Consider the following 25,723-nt stretch of genomic DNA (forward strand, 5'->3'; position numbering starts at 1 on the left):
TTAAATAGCAGATTTAGTTGGTTGGAACCGGCGCGAAGCCACCGCATAGTGGACTCCTGCCGTCTATAGACGGCGATGCGAAACGCGCCGGCGGCAACGCGGCGATCTTGAGAACATGGAGACAGTGATGACGGTCGATATTCTGGAAAAGCCGCTGCATGCCGATCTGGCGGCCGCGCACGAAGCAGCGCAGGCTGCCGGTCTGCCTTACGCAGGCAGCGTGACGCCGCGCCAGGCGTGGAACCTGCATCAATCGGGCGAGGCCGTGCTGGTCGACGTGCGCACGGCGGAGGAACATCGTTTCGTGGGACACGTGCCCGATACGCTGCACGTCGCCTGGGCGACCGGCACGAGCCTCACGCGCAATCCGCGCTTCGTGCGCGAGCTTGAGGCCAAAACGGGCAAGCAGGCTACCGTGCTGCTGTTGTGCCGCAGCGGCAATCGATCGGCGCAGGCCGCCGAAGCCGCGGCCAAAGCGGGGTTTGCGCATGTATTCAATGTGAGCGAGGGATTCGAAGGCGACCTCGATGCGTCGGGGCAACGCGGACGGCAAAACGGCTGGCGCTTTCACGATCTGCCCTGGAAGCAGGATTAGATTCAAGACTCGATTCAGGACCAGATCCAGGACTGAAGGCTGATAACCGCTGCGGACAACGCGCCACAAACGGTGGCGCTTGTGAGCTTGTGAAACGGGGAGTAACGAGCGTGACTGTCTTTCGTGTAGCGGAAATCGTAGAGGCGCTGCAAAGCGTGCGTCAGCAGTGGCGCGAGGTGCAGCAGCGTTCGCTGGAACCCGGCGGACGCGAGCTGCCGGCGCGCGAGGCGCTGGCTGAAATCGTGGATACGCTCAAGGGCGTGCTGTTCCCGATGCGGCTCGGCCCGCCCGAGCTTCGTCAGGAAAGCGAAAACTTCTATGTAGGCCACGCGCTCGACGCCGGCCTGCACAAACTGCTCGCGCAGGCGCGGCTGGAACTGCGTTACCGCGCGCGCCGCGACGATCCCGATCTGGACGAAATCGAACGTCGTGCCGAAACGGCCGTGCATGCCTTCGCGCAGCGTTTGCCGGCCATCCGCGTGCTGCTCGACAGCGATGTGCTTGCGGCTTTCGACGGCGACCCCGCAGCGGGTAGCGTCGACGAAGTCCTGCTCTGCTATCCCGGCGTGCTCGCGATGATCCATCATCGTTTCGCGCACGAACTGTATCGTCTGGGTTTGCCGCTGCTCGCACGCATCCTCTCCGAGCTTGCGCATGCGGCCACCGGCATCGACATCCATCCGGGCGCGCAGATCGGCTCCGCTTTCTTCATCGACCACGGCACGGGCGTGGTGATCGGCGAAACGGCCGTGATCGGCGAGCGCGTGCGGGTTTATCAGGCCGTGACGCTCGGCGCAAAACGCTTTCCGCGCGACGCCGCGGGCAAGCTGGAAAAAGGCCTCGCACGCCATCCGATCGTCGAAGACGACGTGGTGATCTACGCAGGGGCGACCATCCTTGGCCGCGTCACGCTGGGGCGCGGCGCCGTTATCGGCGGCAATGTCTGGCTCACCGAAAGCGTGCCCGCCGGCGCGCATGTCACCCAGGCGATCTCGCGGCATGAAACGCGCCCGGCGGCGTCCGCGCGGGCCGGACAACACGGGCAGCAGCCCGCCGGTGTCCCGTCATGAACGCCATCGTGCAGGATTTCGGCGCGGCGGTGCGGCGGCTGCGCGAGGCGCGCGCCTGGTCGCAGGAGCGGCTGGCGGAACATGCGGGACTCAATCGCACCTACGTCGGCGAGATCGAACGGGGCACGGTGATCGCCTCCATTGTCACCGTCGAAAAACTGGCGCACGCGTTGGGCATGAGCGTAGCGGATTTGCTGGGCGCGCTCGTGGCCACCGCGCCTCCTGCGCGCGCTTCGTATCTCGTACAGCCTGCGTCATTCGATCTATAGCCGGATTCGCGTGCCCGGATCGCCGTAGTCCCCAGACTGTCCATCCGTTATTGCAGTAATTGACACGCTGTTTCGCATCGGCGCGGCCGGCGCGTGCGCGTCGCCGCCTCATTGGTGTCTATAGCAGGTTGAGCACGCCGACACGGGCTCTAATAATCACAACGCGTCATAAGCAAAGCTGTTTTCGTTCTAAGCAACCGGAGTCCTCATTCAATGTCCACGAATTTGAACGGCCAGAACGCGCTCGGCGATAACGCCGCGCGGCAATTGGCGAATGCCACCAAGACCGTCCCCCAGCTGTCCACCATCACGCCGCGCTGGCTGACACATCTGCTGCAATGGGTGCCGGTGGAAGCCGGCATCTATCGCCTGAACCGGGTGAAGGATCCCGAGGCCGTGCGCGCCACCTGCACCGCGCGCGAGGACGAAGGCACGCTGCCGACCACGTTCGTGCCTTACGAAGAAAATCCGCGCGAGTACTTCCTCAATGCGGTGAGCACCGTGCTCGACGTGCATACGCGTATTTCCGATTTGTATAGCAGTCCGCACGATCAGATCAAGGAACAGCTGCGCCTCACGATCGAGACGATCAAGGAGCTGCAGGAAAGCCAGCTCATCAACAATCCCGACTATGGCCTGCTCGCCAACGTCGAGGAAGAACAGCGCATCTTTCCGCTGACCGGCGCGCCGACGCCCGACGATCTCGACGAACTGCTCACCAAGGTCTGGAAAGAACCGGCATTCTTCCTCACGCATCCGCTCGGCATCGCCGCGTTCGCGCGGGAGTGCACGCGTCGTGGCGTGCCGCCGCCCACGGTCAGCCTGTTTGGGTCGCAATTCATCACGTGGCGCGGCATTCCGCTGATTCCGTCCGACAAGGTGCCGGTTGCCGACGGCAAGACCAAGATCCTGCTGCTGCGCGTGGGCGACAAGCGGCAAGGCGTGGTCGGCCTGTATCAGCCGGGCGTCGCGGGCGAACAGGGGCCGGGTCTGTCGGTGCGCTTCATGGGCATCAACAATCAGGCGATCGCGTCGTATCTGATCTCGCTTTATTGCTCGCTTGCCGTGCATTCGCCGGACGCGCTCGCAGTTCTCGATGACGTGGAAATCGGCAAGTACCATGACTATGCAGACACCTACCGGTAATCCAGCGCCTCTGCCGGGCGGCTTGCCCGATCCGGCGCAGCTCGCGCGACTGGCCAATGCGTTTTTCAGAGCGCCGCCGGGCGGTGTCGCGGCGCCGGAAGTCGTGACCGGCAGCGGTGCAGTAGGCGGGGTGCCGAGCGCATTGCCGGCTGCCGCGCCCGTGCTGGCGTCTCTCAGCAATCCCGCACCGGCGGGTTCGCCGCTCGCGGGGCCGGCTGGGACGGGCACCGGCGTGCCGGGTTTGACGTTGCCGCAAGGCCGTGTGCCGGGCGGCAATCTGTTGCCTGGCAGCCCCACGCACATCCTGTCGCTGGGTAATCGCGCACCGGCGCTTGCACCGCATGCCGCCGCGCAGAATGGTTTGCCCGATCAAGCCGTGTCGGTGTTGCCCGCGCTCGAACCGCGCGCGGGTGGCGCGTTGCTGGGTGTGCCGCAGCAGAGTGGGGCGTCGCCGTACTATTTCCTCGACGACACGCTACGCGCGGGCTCGCCTGCTTCGGCGCACGAGAACACCCGTTACGACGCACCCGCGCTGGGCGCCGATCCACGCGCATTCGGACTGCCCACGCAAGACGATCTGCGCGGATTGCTGTCCTTGCACCGTGACGGCTTTCAGGGCGCGCCCGGCATACCGGACGCGAAGCCCGCACACGGCTCGCACTACGTGCTGGACGAGGCGCGTGCCGCTGCGCATCCGCGTGACCAGCAACGCGATCAGACACATGGCGCGCCATTTTCCGCCGTGCGCGCGCCTTTCGACGTCGATGCCGTGAGGCGTGACTTCCCGATTCTCGCCGAGCGCGTGAATGGCCGCCCGCTCGTCTGGCTCGACAACGCGGCGACCACGCACAAGCCGCGTGCCGTGATCGAGCGCCTCGCGTACTTCTACGAGCACGAGAACTCCAACATCCATCGCGCGGCGCATACGCTCGCGGGCCGCGCAACCGATGCCTACGAGCACGCGCGCGAGACGGTACAGCGCTTCATCGGCGCGGGCTCGCCCGATGAAATCGTGTTCGTGCGCGGCACGACCGAGGCGATCAACCTGATCGCCAAGTCATGGGGCGAGGAGAACGTGGGACCGGGCGACGAGATCGTCGTCTCGCATCTCGAGCACCACGCCAACATCGTGCCGTGGCAGCAGCTTGCCGCGCGCAAGGGCGCGACGCTGCGCGTGATTCCCGTCGATGAGTCCGGCCAGGTGCAGCTCGACGAATGCCGCAAGCTCTTTAACGAGCGTACGAAGATCGCGGCCGTCACCCAGGTGTCGAACGCGCTCGGCACCGTCGTGCCGGTCGCGCAGATCGTGCAGATGGCGCACGCCGTGGGCGCGAAGGCGCTGGTGGACGGCGCGCAGTCGATCTCGCACCTGCGCGTGGATGTGCGCGCGCTCGACGCGGACTTCTTCGTGTTTTCGGGCCACAAGATTTACGGGCCGACCGGCATCGGCGTGGTCTATGGCAAGCGCGAAGTGCTCGAAGCGATGCCGCCCTGGCAGGGCGGCGGCAACATGATCGCCGACGTCACCTTCGAGCGCACGCTGTTCCAGCCGCCGCCCGCGCGTTTCGAAGCCGGCACGGGCAACATCGCCGACGCGGTGGGCCTGGGCGCCGCGCTGGACTACGTGACGCGCATCGGCATCGACAACATCGCGCGTTACGAGCACGATCTGCTCGCCTATGCGACGAGCGTGCTGGCGCCCGTGCCCGGCGTGCGGCTGGTGGGGACGGCGAACGACAAGGCGAGCGTGCTGTCGTTCGTGCTGCGCGGCTACCAGACCGAGGAAGTGGGCCGTGCGCTCAGCGAAGAGGGCATCGCGGTGCGCTCCGGCCATCATTGCGCGCAGCCGATCCTGCGGCGCTTTGGTCTGGAGGCCACGGTGCGCCCGTCGCTGGCGTTCTACAACACCTGCGACGAAGTCGACGCGCTGGTGTCGGTGGTGCGCAGGCTGGCGGCCCGACGCGGCTAAAAGCCAACCAGGAGGCGCAGCGGGAAACCGTTGCGCCTCCTTCGAACAAGCGCGGCGCTTACGCGAAAGTGATGAATTGCGCCGACGACCACACCTTGCCGTTGTCGCGTTACCACCCCAAGCAGTACACCGGACGAAACCCGACCGGCACATGCGAATGCGTCACGACATGCTCGCCGGGGCCTGCGTGGCGGAAAGCAACGCCGTGCGCTTGCCGAATGCGTGCGCTTCGATTACGCGCGCAAGGGTCGCGAACGCCGGCTCGATGTTCTCGTGCGGCACGCACGCATAACCGGTTAGCAATCCTTTGCGTTGTTGTTTTCCCAGGTAGTACGATGCAAGCGGCCTCACAATCACCCCTGCTTCGTAGGCTGCGGCCGTGACCTCGCGGTCGTCGCAATGTTCGGGCAAGCCGAGTACGAAATGCAGACCCGCTTCATCGCCCATAACAGGCAGGGCATCGCCGAAATGGCGTGTGACGGCGTCGATCAACAATTGGCGTCGTTCGCCGTACAGCGTGCGCATACGACGCACGTGCGAGGTGAGATAACCGTCCAGGATGAACTCCGCCAGCACGGCCTGCTGCATCAACTGGCCTTCGCGATAAAGCTCTGCGACGCCCGTGCGAAAGGTGGCGGCGAGCCGCTCGGGCACCACCATATAGCCAATACGCAAGCCCGGGAACAGCAGCTTTCCGAGACTGCCCACATAGATCACACGATCCGATTCGTCGAGTCCCTGCAATGACGCGAGAGGCCGGCTGCCGTAGCGGAACTCGCTGTCGTAGTCGTCTTCGATGATCCACATCTTGTGCTGGCGCGCGTATTCGAGCAGCGTGCGGCGTCTTGCGAGGCTCATGACCATGCCCAGCGGATACTGATGCGAGGGCGTGACGAGCGCCATGCGCGGCGGATGACGCAGATCGGCGTCGCCGGGGTTCAAGCCTTCGGCATCCACCGGTATTGGCGCGAGCTGGATGCCTGACGCCTGCAGCACGCTGCGCGCTCCCCAATAACACGGTTCTTCGACCCAGGCACGGTCGCCGTGATCCGCGAGCAGGCGCACCGCGAGATCGATCGACTGATGAATGCCGGTCGTGATAATGATCTGCTCGGGTGAGCAACGCACCGAGCGAGCGACGCGCAGATAGTCCGACAAGGCCCGTCGCAGCGGGCGATAGCCGCCGCCCGGTGCGTAGGTGAGGAGGTCGTGGCCCACCGACTTCCAGAGGCGCGACTGCAGGCGGCTCCAGGTGCGCGCGGGAAATTCGGCCACGTCGGGCACGCCTGGCATGAATGCACCCCATTGCTTCGCCGAGACGCCTGCTTCGTCAATCAGACGCTGCCCGCGCATGGACATGTCACCGCGCGGGCAGGTTGTCGCATGGGCGGGCGCATCGGCATCTTCCGGGGCGTGCAAGGCGGTGCGCGGGCCGACCGCGGCGGAGTCGGGGCGTGTGTCGGCGACATAGGTGCCGCTGCCGGTGGTCGAGAGCACGTAGCCCTCGGCGCTCAACTGGTCGTACACGTGCACCACCGTATTGCGCGCGATCCCAAGGTCAGCCGCAAGCGTGCGCGAGCTGGGCAGTCGGGTGCCGGGCGCCAGGTGGCCGGTCAGGATGGCCTGCTGCATCAGGCGCAGCAACTGGCGGTAGACCGGTTCGACGCCGGCCTTGTCAAGCTGCGCGGCCAGCCAGTCGGACAAAATTACCATCGGCCCCCCGAGGTCAAATGGTTCCATCCGGAATAATGAAATGGCTCCATTGGATAGAACCGAAAGCGACTATAGTAATCCGCACGTCAGGTCCAGTTAATGCCTGCGACAGGTTTTATTTAATCGCGCCGGATCGACAAGGCGCGGCAATACAGGAACAAAGACAGGAGACAGGGCGATGAAGCACTCGGACGTGATCGTCAGCTTTCGCGGCGTGCGCAAGACTTACGACGGCGAAACCCTGGTGGTGAAGCAACTCGATCTGGACATCTATCAGGGCGAGTTCCTGACGTTGCTCGGGCCGTCCGGGTCCGGAAAAACCACGTGCCTGATGATGCTCGCGGGTTTCGAATTCCCGACCGGCGGTGAGATCCGCCTCGAGGGCAAGCTGCTCAATAACGTGCCGCCGCACAAGCGCGACATCGGCATGGTGTTCCAGAACTACGCTTTGTTCCCGCACATGACGGTCGAACAGAACGTGGCGTATCCGCTGGGCGTGCGCAAGGTGCCGGCCGGCGAGCGCGCCGCGCGCGTGAACGATGCGCTCAAGATGGTGCGCATGGAAAGCTTCGCGAAGCGTTATCCGGCGCAGCTTTCGGGCGGGCAGCAGCAGCGTATCGCGCTGGCGCGCGCGCTGGTGTTCCAGCCCAAGCTCGTGCTGATGGACGAGCCGCTGGGCGCGCTCGACAAACAGCTGCGCGAACATATGCAATACGAACTCAAGTCGCTGCACGAGAAGCTCGGCATCACCTTCGTCTACGTGACGCACGATCAGGGCGAGGCACTCACCATGTCGGACCGCGTCGCGGTATTTGACAAGGGCATCGTGCAGCAGCTCGACAGCGTGGACCGTCTTTATGAATCGCCATGCAACGAGTTCGTCGCGAGCTTTATCGGCGACAGCAATCGTCTGCGCGGCAAGATCGTCTCGGTCGAAGGCGAGTTCTGCGAAATCCACCTGGCCGATGGCACGCGCCTGAAGGGCCGCAACGTCGCGGGCGCGCAGGCGGGCGCCGACGCCATCGCCTCCATTCGTCCCGAACGTATGAAGCTTGCCGCTCATGGCGCGAGCAACGGCGCGAACGCCATTGCGGGCGAGGCGCGCAGTCTGATCTATTACGGCGACCACGTGCGCATGCGCTGCGGTCTGCCCCAGCAGGACGAGTGCTTCGTGAAAGTGCCGCTCGGCACTGAGGCGCTCGCCGGTTTCGCGCCCGGCCAGCCGGTCGCGCTCGAGTTTGCGCCCGAACATCTGCGCGTGTTCGCGTGAAGACGACCGGGTCACGCCGCTCGTGCTGAAGGCCCGGCAAGACAAACCACCAAGGAGAAGGGACTCACCATGAAAAAGATCGGCAACATGCGCGTTGCGGCGGTCGCGGCCACGCTCGCACTCTCGCTCGGCGCGGCGCACGCGGCGGAACTCACGGTCGTGAACTTCGGCGGCGCGAATGGCAACGCGCAGAAGGCGGCCTTCAACGAGCCGTATCAGGCGCAGACAGGCACGAAGATCACGACCGTCGAATACAACGGCGAGCAGGCCAAGGTCAAGGCCATGGTCGAAGCGAAACACGTCAACTGGGACGTGGTGGAAGTCGAAACCGGCGACATCGCGCGCGGCTGCGACGAAGGCCTCTACGAGAAGCTCGACTGGTCGAAGCTCGGCAACAAGAGCGACTTCATCAAGGCTGCGCAGCAGCCGTGCGGCGCGGGTTTCTTCGTGTGGTCCACGGCGCTCGCCTATAACGCCGACAAACTCAAGACCGCGCCCACGGGTTGGGCCGACTTCTGGGACACGAAGAAATTCCCGGGCAAGCGCGGTATGCGCAAGGGCGCGCAATACAACCTCGAATTCGCGCTGATGGCCGACGGCGTGGCGCCGCAGGACGTCTACAAGGTGCTCTCGACCAAGGCGGGCCAGGACCGCGCGTTCAAGAAGCTCGACGAACTCAAGCCGAACATCCAGTGGTGGGAGGCGGGCGCGCAGCCGCCCCAGTTCCTCGTGGCCGGCGACGTGGTGATGTCCACGGCTTTCAACGGCCGGATCGACGCTGCGCAGCGCGAAGGCAAGAACCTCAGGGTCGTGTGGAGCGGCAGCATCTACGATCTGGACTACTGGGCGATTCCGAAGGGCTCGCCCAACAAGGACGCGGCGCTCAAGTACATCGCCTACACCCTCTCGCCGAAGCCGCAGCAGGAGTACGCGAAGCACATCGCCTACGGCCCGGTCAACGACAACGCGATCAAGGCGCTCGACGCGAAGACACTGGAAAACCTGCCGAATTCGCCGGCCAACGGCAAGAATGCGGTGCAGCAGAACCTCACGTTCTGGACCGATCACGGTGACGAACTGGAACAGCGCTTCGCTTCGTGGGCAGCGAAGTAAGCGCGTGAAGCGTTGAAGTATCCGTTGCGCGGCGCGCGGTTTGCAGCACAAGGCGCGTCGCGCGGCAACGGGGGCAGTGCAGGAGACTTGATGTGACAACGATGACGACCGTGACCAACGTCGCTGACGATGCAGGCGAATCGAGCGCGCGCCTGAAGCGCGAACTGCGCCTCGCGCAGGCGAAGAAGCGCACCATGGCGCTGCTGCTGATCGCGCCGCTGGCGATCTTTCTGCTGTTGATTTTTGTCGTGCCGATCGCGGCGCTGCTCACGCGCGCCGTGCAGAATCCAGAAGTGGCCACCGCGCTGCCGCATACGATTGCGGCACTCAACGGCTGGGACCGCAAAAGCGCGCCGCCCGACGCGGCCTACGCCGCGCTCGCGCAGGACCTCGCGGCGGTGCAGGACGGCGACGCCATGGGCGCGCTCGCGCGCCGCCTGAACGTGGAGATCGCCGGCTATCGCTCGCTCGTGGCGAAGACCGCGCGCGCCATGCCGCTTTCCGACGACGACGGCAAGCCGCTCACGCTCACGCCCGCGCAGACGCGCGCCAAAATCGTCGAACTCGACGATCGCTGGAACGACGTGACGTACTGGCAGGCCATCGCGAAGAATAGCGGCCGCTATTCGCCGTTCTATCTGCTCGCCTCGCTCGACCACAAGCAGGACGCCTTCGGCAGTATCGTGTCCGCCGATCCCGAGCAGCAAATTTATCTCGCCGTGTTCGGGCGCACCTTCGTCATCAGCGTGTTCGTCACCTTGTTCGCGCTTGCGCTCGGCTATCCGCTCGCGTACTGGATCTCGACGCTCTCCGAGCGCCGCGCCAATCTCATGATGATCCTCGTGCTGATTCCGTTCTGGACGTCGATTCTCGTGCGCGTGGCCGCGTGGATCGTGATCCTGCAAAGCGAAGGGCTGGTCAACAAGGCGTTGATGGACACCGGCATCATTTCGTCGCCGCTTGCGCTGCTGTTCAACCGCGTGGGCGTCTATATTTCGATGACGCACATTCTCTTGCCCTTCATGGTGCTGCCGCTTTACAGCGTGATGAAATCGATCCCGCCGACGTATCAGCGCGCGGCCGTCTCGCTCGGCAGTCACCCGTTCGCGGCCTTCTGGCGCGTGTACGTGCCGCAGACCTATCCGGGCATTGGTGCGGGCGTGCTGCTCGTGTTCATTCTCTCGATTGGCTACTACATCACGCCCGCGCTGCTAGGCGGCCCGGCCGACCAGATGGTGAGCTACTACGTGGCGTACTTCACGAATGTGTCGATCAACTGGGGCATGGCATGCTCGCTCGGCGCGCTGCTGCTCGCGGCCACGACCGTGCTGTATTTCGTCTACGTGCGATTCACGCGCACGAACCTGAGCCTCGGCTAAAGGAGGCCACGACATGAAATTCGCGAAACCGCTTTTTGCTCCGCACACCTCGGGCGTCGAACGCATCTGGTACTTCACGTTACGCGGCCTCGCCGTGCTCACGCTGCTGTATCTGATTCTGCCCGTGCTCGCGATCGTGCCGCTCTCATTCTCGTCGAGCACGTTCCTCGTGTATCCGATTCCGGGCTGGTCGCTGCGCTGGTACGAAAATCTCGTGATGTCCGACGAATGGCGCATGGCCGCGAAGAACAGCTTTATCGTCGGGCCGCTCGCAACGGTGGTGGCCACCGTACTCGGCACGCTCGCGGCCATCGGTCTGAACAAGGCCGACTTCCGCGGTAAATCGTTGCTGATGGCGGTCCTCATTTCGCCGATGATCGTGCCCGTGGTCGTGGTGGGCGTCGGCATGTATCTGTTCTTCGCGCCGCTCGGACTGGCCAATACGTATATCGGGCTGATTCTCGCGCACGCGTCGCTGGGTGTGCCTTTCGTGGTGACGACGGTGTCCGCCACGCTCGCGGGCTTCAATCACAATCTTGTGCGCGCGAGTCTGTCGCTGGGTGCGAATCCGGTCACGACGTTCTTTCGCGTAACCTTGCCGGTGATCGCGCCGGGCGTGATTTCGGGAGCGCTTTTCGCGTTCGCGACGTCGTTCGATGAAGTGGTTGTGACGCTGTTTCTCGCGGGCGCCGATCAGACTACCCTGCCGAGGCAGATGTTCACCGGCATCCGCGAGAACATCAGCCCGACGATTGCCGCGCTGGCCACGATCCTGATCGTCTTCTCGACCTGTCTACTGCTCGCGCTCGAGTGGCTGCGAGGCAGAAATGCCGCTCGCGCGGTCAAGGCGTAAAAAGCAGGGAGGCCGATGCCCTGAAAGCGCTTGAACGAAGCCTGCATCAATCGAATTGATTTCCAGGCTTCGTAACAGCGATGGAATCCTGCGCCCAACCGTGAAGATAAGCGGAGCGAGGCGGCCAACTTTGCCGGCCGGCACTCAGGTGATCCACGACTGCTGCAACAGCGCCGGGACACCCTGCGGAGCGATGGCCGGGCTAAACAGAAATCCCTGAACACTATCGCAGCCGCATCGCCGCAGAAAATCGCACTGACTGGCCTGCTCGACGCCTTCCGCGACGGTGTCCATCCCGAGCTTGTGGCTGAGGGCGACCACCGCCTCGACGATCGCAACGTTTCCCGGCTGCGTGTCCAGATCCGCCATGAAACTGCGATCGATCTTGATGGTGTGCACAGGGAAGGCCTGAAGGTGCGTCAGTGAGGCGTAGCCGGTACCGAAATCGTCGAGTGCGATTCGCACCCCCTCGTCGCTGAGCATCCGCAACGCCCGTCCGACGCCTTCCGCGCTGCGGCCGAGGAAAACCGTCTCCGTCACCTCGACCTCGAAGCAGTCGGCGGATACGCGTTCGGTCGCGAGTCGCGAGAGGAGTTCCTCGGCGAAATCGTCGTGCATGAACTGCGCGGCGGCCGCATTGATGGCGATGCGGCCGAACGGCAGGCCGGCATCGAGCCAGCGATGCACGTCGGCCAGAATATTGCTGAACATCAGTTCATGCAGTTCGACCGCAAGCTCCACGTTCTCGAACGCGGCGGCAATGCCGGCGGGCGGCAGCATTTGCCCGTCGCCCGTGTGCCAGCGCAGAAGGGCCTCGAAGCCGGTGATGCGGCCGGACTGCAGATCGACCTTCGGCTGATAGAACGGGCGAATGCGGTCTGCGTCGACGGCCCGCCGGGCGCGCGCGATCATTTCCGCGCGCTCGCGTGCCTTGCGGCGCATGTCCGGATGGAACACGGTCATGCCGCCGCGGGCGGTCGCCTTGGCGGCGTACAGCGCCGTATCGGTGGCCTTGAGCAGATCGGTCGCATCGGTGCCGTGCTCGGGGAAACAGGCAACGCCGATGCTCGCCCGACAGTCGAGAACGCGCTGCGCGTAGCTGAGCGGCTGCCGCAAGCGTGCGCCGACCGCCGTGCCGATATCGTGAATGTCGGCGCGCGAAACCGAAGGCAACGCAATGCCGAACTCGTCGCCCCCAAGCCGTGCGATGAATGACTGAGCGGGCAGCACCTCGCGCAGTCGTTCCGCGAGCGCGCATAGCAGCGCGTCTCCCGCGTCGTGCCCGATCTGGTCGTTCGTTCCCTTCAGATCGTCGACGTCCGCGATCAGGATCGCAAGGCCGGCATCCTGATCGCGGACGTCCAGCTCGATGAGGCGCTCGACCTCGTGCTGGAACGCCAGGCGATTGGGCAGACCCGTCAGCGCGTCGTGGGTCGCCATCCAGCGGATGCGTTCGTCGGCCGTCCGTTCGTCGGTGATGTCCCGGAACGTGACGAGCGCGCGCTTCAGTGCGCCGGACGGCAGGAACGTTTTCCAGCCGCGCGCGCTCAGCCATCGCTCCCGCCCGTCGTCCGCGCGGCGGATGCGGAGCGTGGCGTCGAACTCCTGTTGCCGGCTGCCGTCGTCCGGTGCGGCGAGCGCCGATTTCAGCCGGTCTCTGTCATCGGGATGCATGAGCCCGGATACGGTTTCGGCTTGCGGGTTCTCGTCGGCCGACAAGCCGAACATGGCCTTCAGTTCGTCGGACCAGACCTCCCAACCCGTCTGCCGGTCGAGGTCCCACACGCCGAGTTCGGCGGCCCGAACCGCGAGGCGAAACCGCTGTTCGTTTTCGCGCAGCGCATTTTCGGCGGCCTTGCGATCGTCGATGTCTTCCAGCGTGCCGTACCAGCGAACGATCTCGCCGAGGCTGTTACGGCGCGCCTGCGCGCGGGCGCGCACCCAGCGATAGCCACCGTCCCGTCCGTTAATGCGATATTCGACGTCGACGGGATTGCCGGAGCGCAGGGCCGCTTGCCACGCCGCGACCGTGGGCGCGACGTCGTCCGGATGCAGCGCGTCCAGCCAGCCGATTCCCTTCACGGCGTCCACGCTCTGTCCGGTTGCCTCCATCCAACGGGGGCTCACCTCCTCGATGAGGCCGTCGGCGGTCGCGGTCCAGGGAATGCCGGGGTTCAGTTGGACCGTGTACCGGTAATGCTCCTCGCTGCCGCGCAATGCCTCTTCGGCAAGAACCTGCTGATGAATGTTCTCGCTGCGCCCATGCCAGCCCATCACCCGGCCGGAGGCGTCGCGGCAGGCAATGGCCCGCGTGCGATACCACAGCGCATCGCCGGTGCCGAAGGCGAAGCGGCAGCGAACATCGAGCAGATGTCCGTCGGACAGGCACTCCCCGAGCGCCCGCTCAATGATCGGATGATCGTCCGGGGGAACGAGTGTGCGCCAATGCCGCCCGACCAGTCGCGGGCTTAACGAGTCGGCCGTCGCGCCGTCCGGTCCGACAATCTGGCCGAGCACGCCGGCGCTGTCTGCGACCCACCGGATCGTTGGGTCGAGCGCATCCCAGTCCCGTCGCACGATGCGCTGAGGGTCAAGATTGCCGGCCGTTGACTCGATATTCCGGTCATCCAGCGGGGATCCTGTTTCGGGCACGCCACTGGCCTGAGTCCTTTCGTCCGGACACTCGCTATGGGAAGTCCAGTCACGGTTGTGGGATTGGCGTCGTTCCATCGTTTCGGTATCGCTGATGATCACTGTCGGTGGTGCGATCCGGCATCGCGACCATAAGGGCAATGAAAATGCATTTCGTGATTCCTGGTGTTAACGGGTGTTAACGGCAACGGATGCAATGGGTTTAATCGATGTATCGGGGGTCGCCGCCTGGACTCTGTCGAAAGCTGTCGTTATCGGCGCATCGAGCGTAAAGCGAACCCCTCCTATGCATTGTTGAACTCAATGCGATGATCCGCTCGAAATCTCGTAGTCCAACTGCTCCTGTTTTTCTCAGAAGGGTGCGAATCTGGCTGCGTACCGTGTCGAGCGATACGCGTCTAGTACGCGCGACATTTTCAGCCGTTACGCCGCCCGCCAGGGCGACCGCGACTTCCGCCTCGGAGCGCGTGAGCCCGAACAGATCGATGAGCAGCCTGACGGGGGGCGACGATGGCCTGAGCAGATGGCGCGTGAGTACGGTCGCCGCGCCGTGGATGACGCTTGTGCCCATATTGGACTGGGTTGACGAAGACAGGTGGCGCAGGGCAGGGCATACCAAAGCCGAAAGCACGGCGGAATCGCCCGGCGACGCGTTTGGGCGCGCGTGGATCTGCATGCCACCACCGGCGCCGCCCCGAGAGGCGGCGCCCACCAGGCGGCAAAGCTGCGCGTCGTCGTCGGGATGACTCGCGAAAAGTCTGCATGCGCCTGAGACGGGGCCGGGCCGAGGCCGTGCCGAAGACAGCCCAGACTGCGAATCGCTTAGCAACGCTACGGCTTCCGCGTTGCTGTAAAGGACCCGCATTTCCCTGTCGACGACGATGACGCCAACCGGAAGCGCATCGAGTGCGCCGGTGGCGAGGCTGGACGTTGTGGGCGCTAGCCGGGCGCGCATCTGAAGCCCGCGCTGCAAATGCGGAAGCAACTGGGAGAGGGTGCGCTTGTCCTCCTCATCGAATGGCCGTGATGCCGCATCCCGGTGCAGTCCAAGCGGAATAACCTTCGACACGTTGATCAGGCCTCCGATCAGGTAGCGTCGCGAGCTATTGCGACCGAACTCGGCGTAAAACTCGCTTTTCACATAGCTGGCGTCCGGAATAATCTCGTGACCGAGCCGGACATCCCCTTGCCGACGCACCGTTTCCTCGACGCTCACCTCGCGCGCAGCGGCGCGATAGGGGTCAAGAAGAACGTATCGGGACGCGTATTGTTCGTCATACGAATCGTGATGCATCAGAAGGTTGCCTGGCGTGCCGGCTCCATCCGCCAGCCACAGCGTCGCGCGTTGTGCCTCGAAAAGCGTCATCAGTTTGCCGCCAAGATCCTGCCAGCTCGCACCTTCGTCGAGTGCGGCAGCATAGATCAGATCGACAGCTTCCAGGAGTTCGTTGCGTCGCAAGGGCGGCTCCGGCTGTGGAGGCCATTCAGCGTGGCCATCACCACTTCTGGTGATGGCAAAGTACGCTCAATATTACACACTTCATTCGATTCCCATCCAGTTGAGGTTGTGCCTCGAATTACAGGGTGGAAGCAACAGGCACGCGAGCGCAACGTCCGACGGGCTTCGTTGTTCGAGCATGGTTTCCGAACTGTGCGGCGGCGAGCGGCTCGGCGAATCAAACCCATGAGCGCACTTCGGCGGTTAGTCATCTCCAGCAGGGAAACAGGGTGTGAAGGAGAGATACCATGTCCCACGATGCAGCGGATCATCGCAAGCCGGCAACCAGGTCTCGACCAGGGATGATCGCTCTGATTGCTGCCGCTTTGTCGTCGATTCTCCTCGCGCATGGCTGCCATAGCGATGTGGATAGCGCTCCCACTGTTGTCGTGCAGACGAAACTGGACGGGAGTTGCTTCACGAAGTTCGCGATCAGCCTGCCGGTGTTCGGACCAGCAGGCTCGATACCGCGCGTGGATGCGGCCGCCCACCCCAACCTGACCGTAACCATGCTGGAGACCAACCAGCAGGTGCTGCCACCGGGTTCCTACGCTAAATGCGGCGCAGGCGTTACGTTGGGTCAAACACGTATCTGGGCATATCAGACTGCTGATTCCAGCACCGGTGAAGTGCTTGGCCCGGCGCACTGGCCGGCGGTCACCATTGTCGCCCAGCGCGGCACGGCGACCGAAGCCACATACGTCAATAAACTACCGAGCTTCGATCCGCAGCATCCGACTGGCCCTGGACTGGTGCAAGGAGAACTGCCATTCGATCAGACCGTGCATTGGGCTGATCCGTTGAAGGGCGGTTGCGCGATGCAGATGCAGAGCGCCGGCGTTAGTTCGTCGTGTAAGCAGAACTACATCGGCCCAGTGCCCGCTACCGTGCACTTGCATGGCGCTGAAATTCCCGCCGCCTACGACGGCGATCCAGATTCGTGGTTCACACCAAACGGACTGAAAGGCACAGACTTCCACACGATCGGTAGCCCTGCTCCTGGCACGGCGATCTATGACTATCCCAATTCGCAGGAACCCGGCACGCTATGGTTCCATGATCATGCTCTGGGCGTCACGCGTCTGAACGTCTACGCGGGGCTCGCGGGTTTCTATTTTCTCAAGGACCCCGCCACAGAGCCGCAGGGATATCCGGATGGTCCCGACGAAATCGAAATGGCAGTACAGGATCGCATGTTCGACACGAGCGGTCAGCTCTACTTGCCCACGCAGCAGGCTTCCCTCGATCACCCATTTTGGAGTCCCATTTTCGAGGGTGATGTCGCGGTCGTGAATGGGGCGGCGTTCCCTTTCCTGAATGTCGAGCCGCGACGCTACCGCCTGCATATCCTGAACGGCAGCCTGAATCGCGGATATACATTTGTCTTTGGCAACGTCCCTGTCTATCTGGTCGGCGCGGACGACAACTATTTCGACAAACCCGTTCCCCTTGCGGCTGCTTCGGGCGGTGCCTCCGGGGGACTACCCGTGTCGCCGGGTGAGCGGGCCGACATCATCGTTGACTTCTCCAATTTCGCCGGCCAGACGATCGAACTGACAAATTCACAGCCCGGCCAGGACGTCCAACTGCCCGATATCATGCAATTCCGGGTCGCGGCGTCGGCATCGACGCCTGATACCAGTTGCGATCCCGCCAATCCGGACGCGGCGTCTGGACGTTGCGCCAGGAAAACCCCGCTGGCTCATCTGACCGATGGCAATGGCAATGTGCTCCCTGGGGTCAAAGTCGATCGGGTCAGGCAGATGGTCCTCTACGATCACGTCGAGACGTCTGGTGGTCCCGTTCCAACGGATATCAAGGAGTATGTCAATAACACCACATGGAACGGCCTGGAGTCGCCGGGCATCGCCCACGATTTCCCGAGCGATGGCATCAGCGAACTGCCACGCGTGGGGTCGACGGAAATGTGGGAAATCGTTTATCTGTCGACGATGGCTGGCGCCAGTCACCCGGTTCATCTCCATCTGACGCAGTTCCAGGTTCTCAATCGTCAGGCCATCAACACAACTCAATATCTGGCGGACTGGAATAAAGCCTTCGGTGCGGCAGGCAGCAATCCGACGCCTCTGCCGACGGGATGCACGGCTGGCAAGTACTGCGCCGACTATGGCCCTCCCCTCGACTACGCGACGCCCAACAAGGACGGTGCGCTTGGCGGCAATCTGCCCTTCAGCGGCTATCTGGAAGGCGCCACCATCCCGCCAACGCCTGCGGAATCGGGCTGGAAGGACACGGCGGATGCGCATGCGGGACAGGTCCTCAGAATTCTTGTGCGATGGACACCTTCGGGCGTTCCTGTCACCGCCAACCAGTCCGACGCGGGACAGAATCTGTACGAGTTCGATCCGACGCAGGGATACTACGTCTGGCACTGTCACGTCCTCACCCATGAAGACAATGAAATGATGCGGCCGTATCGCGTGACGAATTGAAGGTGGGTTGATATGTACTCCGTTCTATCGGCGCGTCTGAATCTGGTGGCCGCGATATGTTGCGTCCTTCCCGTCGGGACATCCGGCCGTACTCCGCTCGAAAATGAGGTTACGGTCTATATGTTGTCCTGTGACGGGGCACCGGTGAGCGGCGTCTGCCGTGGCAAGGAAAAGACGTATCTCCCTTTCACGTACGAGGTTTCGGTCGATCAGCATTCCGTGTCGTACTGGACGATGGACGATCCTGGTGTGCGGCGTGAGCTTTCGTTCTGCGCAGTTCATGACGCAAATAGCTGGTTGTGCCAATGGAGCAGCGATGACATTCCCAAGGCAAGATTCGGGATGGTGTCCGGGAAATACGTGGAGATCGTAACCTGTATAACCGATACAACTCACCGGCCGCCTTATCAGGTGCCAATGTGGCGTTGGTGGCTTGCACGGTTGCATGAGAAGCTTGCCTGAAAGCGATTTCAGCTTGCGGATCTTCGCTGTTTTTGCGCTCTGCCGTGCCGCGCGGGCGGTAGGGCATACACGCTAATGCAGATGTGCGAATAACAAAATTCGAATTCTGTGGTTAGTCGCGGGCAATACGCTCCCTATACTTTTTCCTTTGCCGAAACGCCGTGCGGTTGCCCGGGAATCAACGTCATTCGCGGGTCTGGAAAAAGGAAAACTGGATGTCCGCTCTTCCCGCTGAACTCCCGCTGCGCGATCGCGCGGCCAATGCCACGTTGCAGGATGCGCTCGCCGATTTGCCCTCGCTCGTGCAGACGATTGGCAAAGACGCCGCCGGGCGCGAAGGGCGCCGCGAATTGCCCTTCGAGGGCTTCGAAGCGTTCCGGCGCTCGGGGCTGGGGCGCCTCAGGTTGCCGGTGGAGTGGGGCGGACTGGGCGGCTCGCTGCTGGACGAATTCGAGGTGATCACGGCCCTCGCGGCGGCCGACAGCAATCTCGCGCACGCGCTGCGCATTCACTTCGATCAGACCGAAGCACTGCTGCTCTCGGCTCGCACGCCGTTCAACGATTTGCAGATCCAGCGCGTGATCGACGGCGCCATCTTTGGCGGCGCCTCGACCGAACGGGGTACGTCGCGCCCGGGCGAGTACACCACGGCGCTCAGGCGCGACGGCGAGCATTATCGGCTCGATGGCCGCAAATACTATTCGACCGGCACGGCCTTCTCAGACTACGCGCGCGTGGGTGTGCTGAACGACGAGGGCCAGCCTGTGGTGGTGATCGTGCCGGTCGGCCGCGAGGGCCTTACGGTGCTCGACGACTGGGACGGCATGGGGCAGCGCATGACGGCGAGCGGCAGTCTGGTGTTCGAGAACCTGCTGGTGCGCGCCGACGAGATCACGGAACGCGGCCTGAGCACGCTCGCGGGGCGTCACGGCGGTGCGCTGCGCCAACTCCATCTGGTCGCGGTGGCGGCAGGCATCGTCCGTAACGTGGTGGCGGATGCGAGGCGCTATGTGCTGGAACATGGGCGCCCCGTGCTGCACAGCCCGGCGCCCTCGGCGCGCGAGGATGCGTTCATTCAGCAGGTCGTCGGCACGCTGTCCGCGCATAGTCATGCGATTGATGCACTGGTGCGCGAAAACGCCCGCGTGCTCGATCGATCGGCACAAGCGATCCGCTCGGGTGCGCCAGACGCGGACTCACTCGTGCTCGAAGGCGCGCTGGCGACGGCGCGCACGCAACTCGTGGTGAGCAAGCTGGCGCTGGAGGCCGGCGAACGCCTGTTCGAGGCGGGCGGCGCGTCCGCGACCTCGCGTGCGCACAATTTCGACCGGCACTGGCGCAACCTGCGCACGATCTTCAGTCACAACCCGCTGCTGCACAAGGCGCGCGTGGTGGGTGACTATGACCTGAACGGCGTGACGACGCACCTCACCGAAGGCCGCGTATTCTGAAGACCCGCGCGCGGCCTGTCCTGGCCGCGCTGTCCTTGATCCGGGGAGTATCCGCGAGATGAGCCGAACTCCGGCGACCGAGGCGCCGCGCCGCCTGCATTTGAACGTCAATATCCTGCATTCGGGTTTTGTGCCGTCGGCGTGGCGTCTTGACGATGCCGATCCTCGCGCATTCGTGGACGTCGAGCACTATGTTCGGGTCGCGCGACTGGCCGAAAGCGCGAAGTTCGATGCCGTCTTTCTCGCCGACAACGCAGCGATCATCGACCAGATCGACTTCCGCCCTATCACGGCACTCGAACCCACGGTGCTGCTGGCCAGCATCGCCGCGGCGACCACGCACATCGGCGTGATCGGGACGGCATCGACGAGCTATAACGAGCCGTACAACATCGCGCGGCGCTTCGCCACGCTCGACCATGTGAGTCACGGGCGCGCGGGCTGGAATGTCGTGACGACGGCCGATCTGCCGTCCGCGCGCAATTTTGGCCACGACGCGGTGCCCGATCACGCGCAGCGCTACGCTCGCGCGGCGGAGTTCACGGAGCTGGTCAAGGCCCTCTGGGATAGCTGGGATGACGACGCCTTTATTGGCGACAAGGCGAGCGGCCGCTTCATCGACGTGGCGAAGGTCCGGCCTGTCGCTCACGAGGGGCGCTTTTTCAAGGTGCAGGGACCGCTGAATCTTCCGCGTCCGCCGCAGGGTCATCCTGTGCTCGTGCAGGCGGGTGGTTCGGGGGACGGCCGCGATCTTGCGGCACGCCATGCGGAGGCCGTTTTTTCCGCGTCGCAATCGTTCGAGGAATCGGCGGCGTACCGGCGCGATCTCAATGCGCGCGCCGCGGCCTACGGGCGCCTGCGAGGCGTGCAGGTGCTCGCCGGCCTCACGACCATCATCGGCGCGACCGAGGCCCAGGCGCTGAGACGCCGCGACGAACTCGTCGATCAGATCCCCTGGCGCTACAGCCTCGCGCGACTGGCCGGCATCCTCGGGATTTCGCCAGATCGGCTCGACCTCGACGCGCGCCTGCCGGAGAACCTTGCGCTGCCCAACGGCGGCAATGGCAACCATACGTTCTTTCATGCCACGCTTGCCGAGGCGCGGCGTGGCGGCCACACGGTACGCGAGTTGATCCGCACGCTCGCGGGCGGCGGCGGGCATCGGGTGATTGTTGGCACGCCTGAGCAGATCGCCGACGATATCGAGCACTGGTTCAAGGGCGAGGCAGCCGATGGCTTCAACCTCATGCCCGACGCGCTGCCTGACGGGCTGGAGGCGTTCGTGAACGGCGTGGTGCCGATCCTGCAGCGGCGCGGCCTCTTTCGAACCGAATACGAAGGTAACACCTTGCGTTCGCATCTCGGTCTCGAACGGCCGGGTGTGCGCGTGGGCGCGACTGGCACGGAGCTTGAGCGCACCTGACGTGGGGAATATGCGGGCGGTGCTTCAGGCGCCTCGCTTAACGGTGTAGTCCTGCTTCCAGCAGCGGACGCCGCACGCGCTTTCAACCAACTATTCGACGGTATCTTGGCCTGTTCGAAGACTCGGACACCCATCCCGGCAGCCCGGCTGATCAGTTCGCGGCTTTAGCCTGGCTCAAGGCAGTCAGGCAGTCCTCTTCTGGCAGAGCAAAAAAATAACGCGAATGACCCGTTCCACGCGCGTGGGCCTTGACGGGGAGCCATGCCTGCCAGGTATGGCGTCCAACTTACAAAGTCTTTTTCGGCCGGGCAAGCGCCAACTATCGTTCGATTCCATCAGTCGCACGAAGCCGTCTCCCACCTCAGATAGACAACGGGCACGACGTTCAATCTGGACGGCGGCTCGATGCTTCAGGCGCATTGATCGCGATACTCCTTTCCGCAACCCAGCACGGCTCACGCTCCGGAATACATCATGACGCAAACCCCCTCAATCCAGCCCCCGCGCACGCGAAACTGGCTCGCGGTTCTTTCGGTCGCACTCAGCGCGACTGTGTTCTGTACAACTGAATTTCTGCCCGTCGGGCTACTGCGCTATATCAGCCAGGGACTGGGCGTCAGCGAAGGGACCGCCGGCATTATGGTCACGGCACCCGGACTGCTGGCCGCCATCGCCGCGCCGCTTTTGACTGTAGCGGTCGGGCGTTTCGACCGCCGACGCGTGCTGCTGGGCCTCGGCCTGCTGCTCGTGATCGCGAATCTGACAGCCATGCTGGCGCCGAATTTCACGATTCTCATCGCGGCGCGTGCGCTGTTCGGCTTCGGGATCGGCGGATTCTGGGCGATCAGCGTGGGCCTCGGCTCACGGTTGGTGCCGGAAGAGCAGGTCGGCCGGGCCACGTCGCTGATCTTCGCGGGCGTCTCGCTCGGTATGCTGATCGGCGGCCCGGCCGGGGCGCTGATCGGGGAGTTGGCGGGCTGGCGTGCCGCGTTTGGCGCCGCGCTCGCGCTGTCCGTTGCGGCGCTGCTGGCCCAGTGGGTTGCGTTGCCGTCCCTGCACGTCACCCATCGGGTCGGTGCTCGCGATCTGCTCGGCATCTTCGGTACCCGGCCGGCTCGCATCGGGCTGATCGCGATGACGCTGGCGCTGTGCGGGCAGTTTGCGACCTATACCTATATCACCCCGTTCCTCGCCACGGTGTCGGGTTTTGGCGGCAAGGTCATCTCGCTGCTGCTGCTCGGCTATACGTTCATCGGTCTGCTGGGCAATTTCATCGGCGGTTCAGCGGCGCAACGGAACGTCAGGGCGACCTTGATCGGAAGCATCCTGTTTATCGCCTTGCCGCTCGCCATGCTTCCGGCCCTCGGCGCGAGCCGGCCGTGGGTGCTGGTCGCGCTGGCTGCGTGGGGAACCGCGTATGGTGCGCTACCCGTCGCGCTGCAGATGTGGATGGCCCAGGCAACCCGCGAAGTGCGGGAAGGCGGCATGGCGCTTTTCGTCGCCAACTTCCAGATCTCGATTGCACTGGGTTCGTTCCTCGGCGGCAGGATCGTCGATGGCTTCGGTCTCTTCAACGCCCTGTTCTTCGGCGTGGGACTCGCCGCGCTTTCGATCCTGACACTCGCACTGACCGGCGGCCATCCGCGCCGGATCGACGAGCCCGCGACCAGTTGAACACAATCGGGCGGGGCGCCACGAGGCGGCCCGCCGACGCGATTTACGGTTGATTCCGTTCGCTGTGTGCGTAACGCTAATTCAGCGTGAGCGAAGAAAACTTTGCCGCATGATATTGATTGACCGAAACGCCGTCGTGAAGGTTAAAAGTCGTACAGAAGAAGGCGACGTTTCGGTGATGCCTGCTCGGCGGGAAGGGGGCTGCGACAAGCTGCGATCAGAAGAGATGTTTCATGCCAACGCGAAATACCATCTGATTTGTAGTTGACGACTGCCCGATCAGGAACACTGAAGCGACGGTCCCCGGACCACTGGCGCGTTGCGCCGCGGCGTCAACGTAGACGTCCGTGCGAGCGGAAAGGAAATAATCGGCGCCAAGGTTGATCTGTTCCCACCGCGATGATTCGAAGCGGTCGAATGCCAATTGGCCGGCTAGTGTAAGTGTGGGGAGCGGCATAAAGGTCGTGCCCACTCGCAAGACCTGATCAGTGGCGGCGAGACCATTGTTCGACAATCGCGTGTTGGAGTACGTGAACGATGGTGTCCATTTACCGAGATGGTAAAGCGCGCCAACCGAGACGACGCGCTGGTTGTCGACGATGATGCCGGATTGCCCCGGCACCACGTTTTGACCGAGGAATTGCGTGACGCCCAGACTGCCGACCGCAATTGGCGCATTGTTGATATCGGTGACGACAGCCATGGACGAGAAGGCGCCATGCTCGAACTTTGCTATCGCGCTGTACGCCCGACCTTCGTTGGTGCTTAAACTACCGCTGTTTTGCGCGAACGAGTAGATGCCCCCGAACGAGAATCCGGTGAAAGACGCGCTATAAAAGCGCACGGCATTATTAAGCCGCTCGCCGGCAATGCGGTCGAGATCGGCATTCTGGACCGCGTATATGCCGCAGCCAAGACAAGGCATATAGGGTTCGAGCTGCACGGTAAAGTCGTATTGTCGGCCGAGTGTGATTTCCCCGATGCTACTATCGCGCAGTCCTACATACGCCTGCTTGCCGAACAGCAGTCCCCCTTGCCCCAGCGTGCCTGCGGTCGAGGAATAGCCATTTTCGAGCTTGAAAAGCGCGCTGCGGCCTGCTCCGAGATCCTCGACACCCGAGAATCCGAGTGTGTTTACCTTGCTGACGCCGCCTTGCTCCATCAGTACCGATTTGCCGCCCTGATTATTCACGTAGGTAATGCCGTTGTCGATACTGCCGTAAAGCGTGACAGAAGATTGTGCATAGGCGGTCAACGAGCCCATGAGCGCGAGGGCGCTCAGACAGATGCGCGCATACTTCTTCAATTGAATCTCCAGGTTCGAACGTTGTTATGTATTACGTGCGGGCAATTCCTGCTACGGAAGCGATGACTACGCGGCGCAACATGACGGGCGAGGATGGAAGCAGCGCGCCTCAGCCGAGAAAGCGCTCGACCAGTTTGACCCAGTAAGTCGCGGCCACGGGCAGGCAGGCGTCGTTGAAGTCGTATCGCGGGTTGTGCACCATGCACCCGCCTTCGCCGTCACCATTGCCAATGAACAGATAGCAGCCTGGCTTCTTTTCCAGAAGGAAGGCAAAGTCCTCGCTCGCCGTGACCGGACGCATGTTCGGGACGAGGCCGTCCTCGCCGAGCCAGTTGAGCGCGACCTCGCGCGCCAGTGCTGTCTGTGCCTCGTGGTTGACGAGCACGGGATAGCGCCGCTGGTAATCGACTTCTGCGCGCGCGCCAAAGCTCTTCGCGTGTGATTCCGTCAAATCGGTAATGCGACGTTCGAGCAGCGATCGCACCTCGGGATTGAAGGCGCGCACTGAAAGCCGCATCTGCGCCATGTCGGGAATGACATTGGGCGCGTCGCCGGAGCGGATTTCGCCGACGGTGACGATTGCACTGTCGAGCGGGTTGACGTTGCGCGACACAATGCTCTGCAGAGCCATCACGAGTGACGCACAGACGACGACAGGATCCACTGCCACATGGGGCATTGCGCCATGTCCGCCGTGACCGTAGACGCGGATCGTAACCGTATCGGACGAAGCGAGGCAGGGGCCGGAAACGAAGCCAAATTTCCCCGCTGGCAAGCCCGGCATATTATGGAGTGCGAATATTGCATCGCACGGAAAGAGCTCGAATAACCCATCGTCGAGCATCGCCTTCGCGCCACCCAACCCTTCTTCGGCGGGTTGAAATACGAGGTGCAGCGTGCCTTTGAATTGACGATGCTCCGCCAGATAGCGTGCCGCAGCCAGAAGGATGGCTGTGTGCCCGTCGTGTCCGCAGGCATGCATTTTCCCGGCGATGGCGCTGGCGTAAGGGAGCGCCGATTCCTCCTGGATCGGTAGCGCGTCCATGTCCGCGCGCAGCGCAAGAGACGGTCCTTCGCCATTTTTCAAGGTTCCGACTACGCCGGTGCGGCCCAGACCTCGATGGACGCGATAACCCCATTTCTCAAGGCACGACGCCACCAGATTGCCAGTTTGAATTTCTTCGAAACCCAGTTCCGGCATCGCGTGAATCCGGCGTCGAATCGCGATCATTTCATCCTGGATTTCTCGCATCCCGCGAGGAACCGTGTCGAACTCCATCTGCATCTCCTCATGACTTGTGCTTGCGCCCGCAGGGGCGTCATTCGGCAGGATGGTAGGGAGCCGGAATTTTGGAGGGAAGACTCAAAAGTGTTATCCTGAAAACCATTGGTTTTCACCAATACTTTCATTTATATTTCGCCAACTT

General features: G+C 63.3%; 18 protein-coding genes. 13 read left to right on the forward strand and 5 right to left on the reverse strand.

Annotation, left to right across the window (positions count from 1 at the left end):
• Positions 1-127: 127 nt before the first annotated feature.
• From B0G62_RS26250 to B0G62_RS26270, 5 genes are all read left to right on the forward strand, one after another.
• Entirely contained in the window at positions 128-595 is a 468-nt protein-coding gene (locus B0G62_RS26250; protein WP_103707094.1) for a rhodanese-like domain-containing protein, read from the forward strand.
• A gap of 110 nt (positions 596-705) precedes the next feature.
• Positions 706-1,665 carry a serine O-acetyltransferase EpsC gene (gene epsC, locus B0G62_RS26255; protein ID WP_103707095.1) on the forward strand — a complete coding sequence of 320 codons (960 nt, stop codon included), beginning with the start codon at positions 706-708 and terminating at the stop codon, positions 1,663-1,665.
• Complete coding sequence (locus tag B0G62_RS26260) at positions 1,662-1,934, forward strand: helix-turn-helix domain-containing protein (RefSeq protein WP_103707096.1); 273 nt, start codon at positions 1,662-1,664, stop codon at positions 1,932-1,934. Before epsC ends, B0G62_RS26260 begins: the two co-directional genes overlap by 4 nt.
• Before the next feature lie 213 nt (positions 1,935-2,147).
• Positions 2,148-3,080 carry a family 2A encapsulin nanocompartment shell protein gene (locus B0G62_RS26265; protein ID WP_103707097.1) on the forward strand — a complete coding sequence of 311 codons (933 nt, stop codon included), beginning with the start codon at positions 2,148-2,150 and terminating at the stop codon, positions 3,078-3,080.
• Entirely contained in the window at positions 3,055-5,049 is a 1,995-nt protein-coding gene (locus B0G62_RS26270; RefSeq protein WP_103707098.1) for a family 2A encapsulin nanocompartment cargo protein cysteine desulfurase, read from the forward strand. Before B0G62_RS26265 ends, B0G62_RS26270 begins: the two co-directional genes overlap by 26 nt.
• Before the next feature lie 162 nt (positions 5,050-5,211).
• On the opposite strand, the gene pdxR is transcribed toward B0G62_RS26270, so the two are convergent.
• The gene (pdxR, locus tag B0G62_RS26275) at positions 5,212-6,762 is read right to left on the reverse strand and encodes a MocR-like pyridoxine biosynthesis transcription factor PdxR (protein WP_103707099.1); all 1,551 of its coding nucleotides are present in this window, start codon (positions 6,760-6,762) and stop codon (positions 5,212-5,214) included.
• A gap of 178 nt (positions 6,763-6,940) precedes the next feature.
• On the opposite strand from pdxR, the gene B0G62_RS26280 reads away from it, so the two are divergent.
• The 4 genes from B0G62_RS26280 to B0G62_RS26295 all read left to right on the forward strand — a co-directional run bounded on the left by B0G62_RS26280 (position 6,941) and on the right by B0G62_RS26295 (position 11,377).
• Positions 6,941-8,032 (forward strand): ABC transporter ATP-binding protein, encoded by a 1,092-nt coding sequence (locus B0G62_RS26280; protein ID WP_103707100.1) that lies wholly within the window; start codon positions 6,941-6,943, stop codon positions 8,030-8,032.
• 87 nt (positions 8,033-8,119) lie between these two features.
• Positions 8,120-9,145 carry an ABC transporter substrate-binding protein gene (locus B0G62_RS26285; RefSeq protein WP_244193380.1) on the forward strand — a complete coding sequence of 342 codons (1,026 nt, stop codon included), beginning with the start codon at positions 8,120-8,122 and terminating at the stop codon, positions 9,143-9,145.
• 101 nt (positions 9,146-9,246) lie between these two features.
• Entirely contained in the window at positions 9,247-10,524 is a 1,278-nt protein-coding gene (locus tag B0G62_RS26290; protein WP_103707102.1) for an ABC transporter permease, read from the forward strand.
• Positions 10,525-10,537: 13 nt separating this feature from the next.
• Positions 10,538-11,377 carry an ABC transporter permease gene (locus tag B0G62_RS26295; protein ID WP_103707103.1) on the forward strand — a complete coding sequence of 280 codons (840 nt, stop codon included), beginning with the start codon at positions 10,538-10,540 and terminating at the stop codon, positions 11,375-11,377.
• A 144-nt stretch (positions 11,378-11,521) separates the two neighbouring features.
• Here B0G62_RS26295 and B0G62_RS26300 read toward each other — a convergent pair whose 3' ends face one another.
• Entirely contained in the window at positions 11,522-14,029 is a 2,508-nt protein-coding gene (locus B0G62_RS26300; RefSeq protein ID WP_167401342.1) for a sensor domain-containing protein, read from the reverse strand.
• A gap of 202 nt (positions 14,030-14,231) precedes the next feature.
• The gene (locus B0G62_RS26305) at positions 14,232-15,488 is read right to left on the reverse strand and encodes a hypothetical protein (protein ID WP_103707105.1); all 1,257 of its coding nucleotides are present in this window, start codon (positions 15,486-15,488) and stop codon (positions 14,232-14,234) included.
• A 287-nt stretch (positions 15,489-15,775) separates the two neighbouring features.
• Here B0G62_RS26305 and B0G62_RS32525 point away from each other — a divergent pair, with 287 nt between their 5' ends.
• The 4 genes from B0G62_RS32525 (at position 15,776) to B0G62_RS26325 (ending at position 22,990) form a co-directional block, all read left to right on the forward strand.
• On the forward strand, positions 15,776-17,980 hold the full coding sequence (locus B0G62_RS32525) for a multicopper oxidase domain-containing protein (protein WP_146055364.1): 2,205 nt from the start codon (positions 15,776-15,778) through the stop codon (positions 17,978-17,980).
• A gap of 677 nt (positions 17,981-18,657) precedes the next feature.
• Positions 18,658-19,893: an acyl-CoA dehydrogenase family protein gene (locus tag B0G62_RS26315; protein WP_103707107.1), complete on the forward strand. Its 1,236-nt coding sequence runs from the start codon at positions 18,658-18,660 to the stop codon at positions 19,891-19,893.
• 58 nt (positions 19,894-19,951) lie between these two features.
• Entirely contained in the window at positions 19,952-21,316 is a 1,365-nt protein-coding gene (locus tag B0G62_RS26320; protein WP_103707108.1) for an LLM class flavin-dependent oxidoreductase, read from the forward strand.
• Positions 21,317-21,790: 474 nt separating this feature from the next.
• Positions 21,791-22,990, forward strand: coding sequence for an MFS transporter (locus B0G62_RS26325; protein ID WP_103707109.1), 1,200 nt, complete (start codon positions 21,791-21,793; stop codon positions 22,988-22,990).
• 217 nt (positions 22,991-23,207) lie between these two features.
• Here the strand turns inward: B0G62_RS26325 and B0G62_RS26330 are convergent, their stop codons facing one another.
• Both B0G62_RS26330 and B0G62_RS26335 read right to left on the reverse strand, forming a co-directional pair.
• Complete coding sequence (locus B0G62_RS26330) at positions 23,208-24,296, reverse strand: porin (RefSeq protein WP_103707110.1); 1,089 nt, start codon at positions 24,294-24,296, stop codon at positions 23,208-23,210.
• 109 nt (positions 24,297-24,405) lie between these two features.
• The gene (locus tag B0G62_RS26335; RefSeq protein ID WP_103707111.1) at positions 24,406-25,575 is read right to left on the reverse strand and encodes a M20 aminoacylase family protein; all 1,170 of its coding nucleotides are present in this window, start codon (positions 25,573-25,575) and stop codon (positions 24,406-24,408) included.
• Positions 25,576-25,723 lie beyond the last annotated feature (148 nt).

This window comes from Paraburkholderia eburnea, from assembly GCF_002917095.1.
Lineage (GTDB): Bacteria > Pseudomonadota > Gammaproteobacteria > Burkholderiales > Burkholderiaceae > Paraburkholderia > Paraburkholderia eburnea.

Excerpts from the sequence above, each read along its gene's own strand:
- B0G62_RS26250 (WP_103707094.1), top strand. The coding sequence starts at position 128 with ATGACGGTCGATATTCTGGAAAAGCCGCTGCATGCCGATCTGGCGGCC.
- B0G62_RS26260 (WP_103707096.1), top strand. The coding sequence starts at position 1,662 with ATGAACGCCATCGTGCAGGATTTCGGCGCGGCGGTGCGGCGGCTGCGC.
- B0G62_RS26265 (WP_103707097.1), top strand. The coding sequence starts at position 2,148 with ATGTCCACGAATTTGAACGGCCAGAACGCGCTCGGCGATAACGCCGCG.
- B0G62_RS26270 (WP_103707098.1), top strand. The coding sequence starts at position 3,055 with ATGACTATGCAGACACCTACCGGTAATCCAGCGCCTCTGCCGGGCGGC.
- pdxR (WP_103707099.1), bottom strand. The coding sequence starts at position 6,762 with ATGGTAATTTTGTCCGACTGGCTGGCCGCGCAGCTTGACAAGGCCGGC.
- B0G62_RS26280 (WP_103707100.1), top strand. The coding sequence starts at position 6,941 with ATGAAGCACTCGGACGTGATCGTCAGCTTTCGCGGCGTGCGCAAGACT.
- B0G62_RS26285 (WP_244193380.1), top strand. The coding sequence starts at position 8,120 with ATGCGCGTTGCGGCGGTCGCGGCCACGCTCGCACTCTCGCTCGGCGCG.
- B0G62_RS26290 (WP_103707102.1), top strand. The coding sequence starts at position 9,247 with ATGACGACCGTGACCAACGTCGCTGACGATGCAGGCGAATCGAGCGCG.
- B0G62_RS26295 (WP_103707103.1), top strand. The coding sequence starts at position 10,538 with ATGAAATTCGCGAAACCGCTTTTTGCTCCGCACACCTCGGGCGTCGAA.
- B0G62_RS32525 (WP_146055364.1), top strand. The coding sequence starts at position 15,776 with ATGTCCCACGATGCAGCGGATCATCGCAAGCCGGCAACCAGGTCTCGA.
- B0G62_RS26315 (WP_103707107.1), top strand. The coding sequence starts at position 18,658 with ATGTCCGCTCTTCCCGCTGAACTCCCGCTGCGCGATCGCGCGGCCAAT.
- B0G62_RS26320 (WP_103707108.1), top strand. The coding sequence starts at position 19,952 with ATGAGCCGAACTCCGGCGACCGAGGCGCCGCGCCGCCTGCATTTGAAC.
- B0G62_RS26325 (WP_103707109.1), top strand. The coding sequence starts at position 21,791 with ATGACGCAAACCCCCTCAATCCAGCCCCCGCGCACGCGAAACTGGCTC.
- B0G62_RS26335 (WP_103707111.1), bottom strand. The coding sequence starts at position 25,575 with ATGGAGTTCGACACGGTTCCTCGCGGGATGCGAGAAATCCAGGATGAA.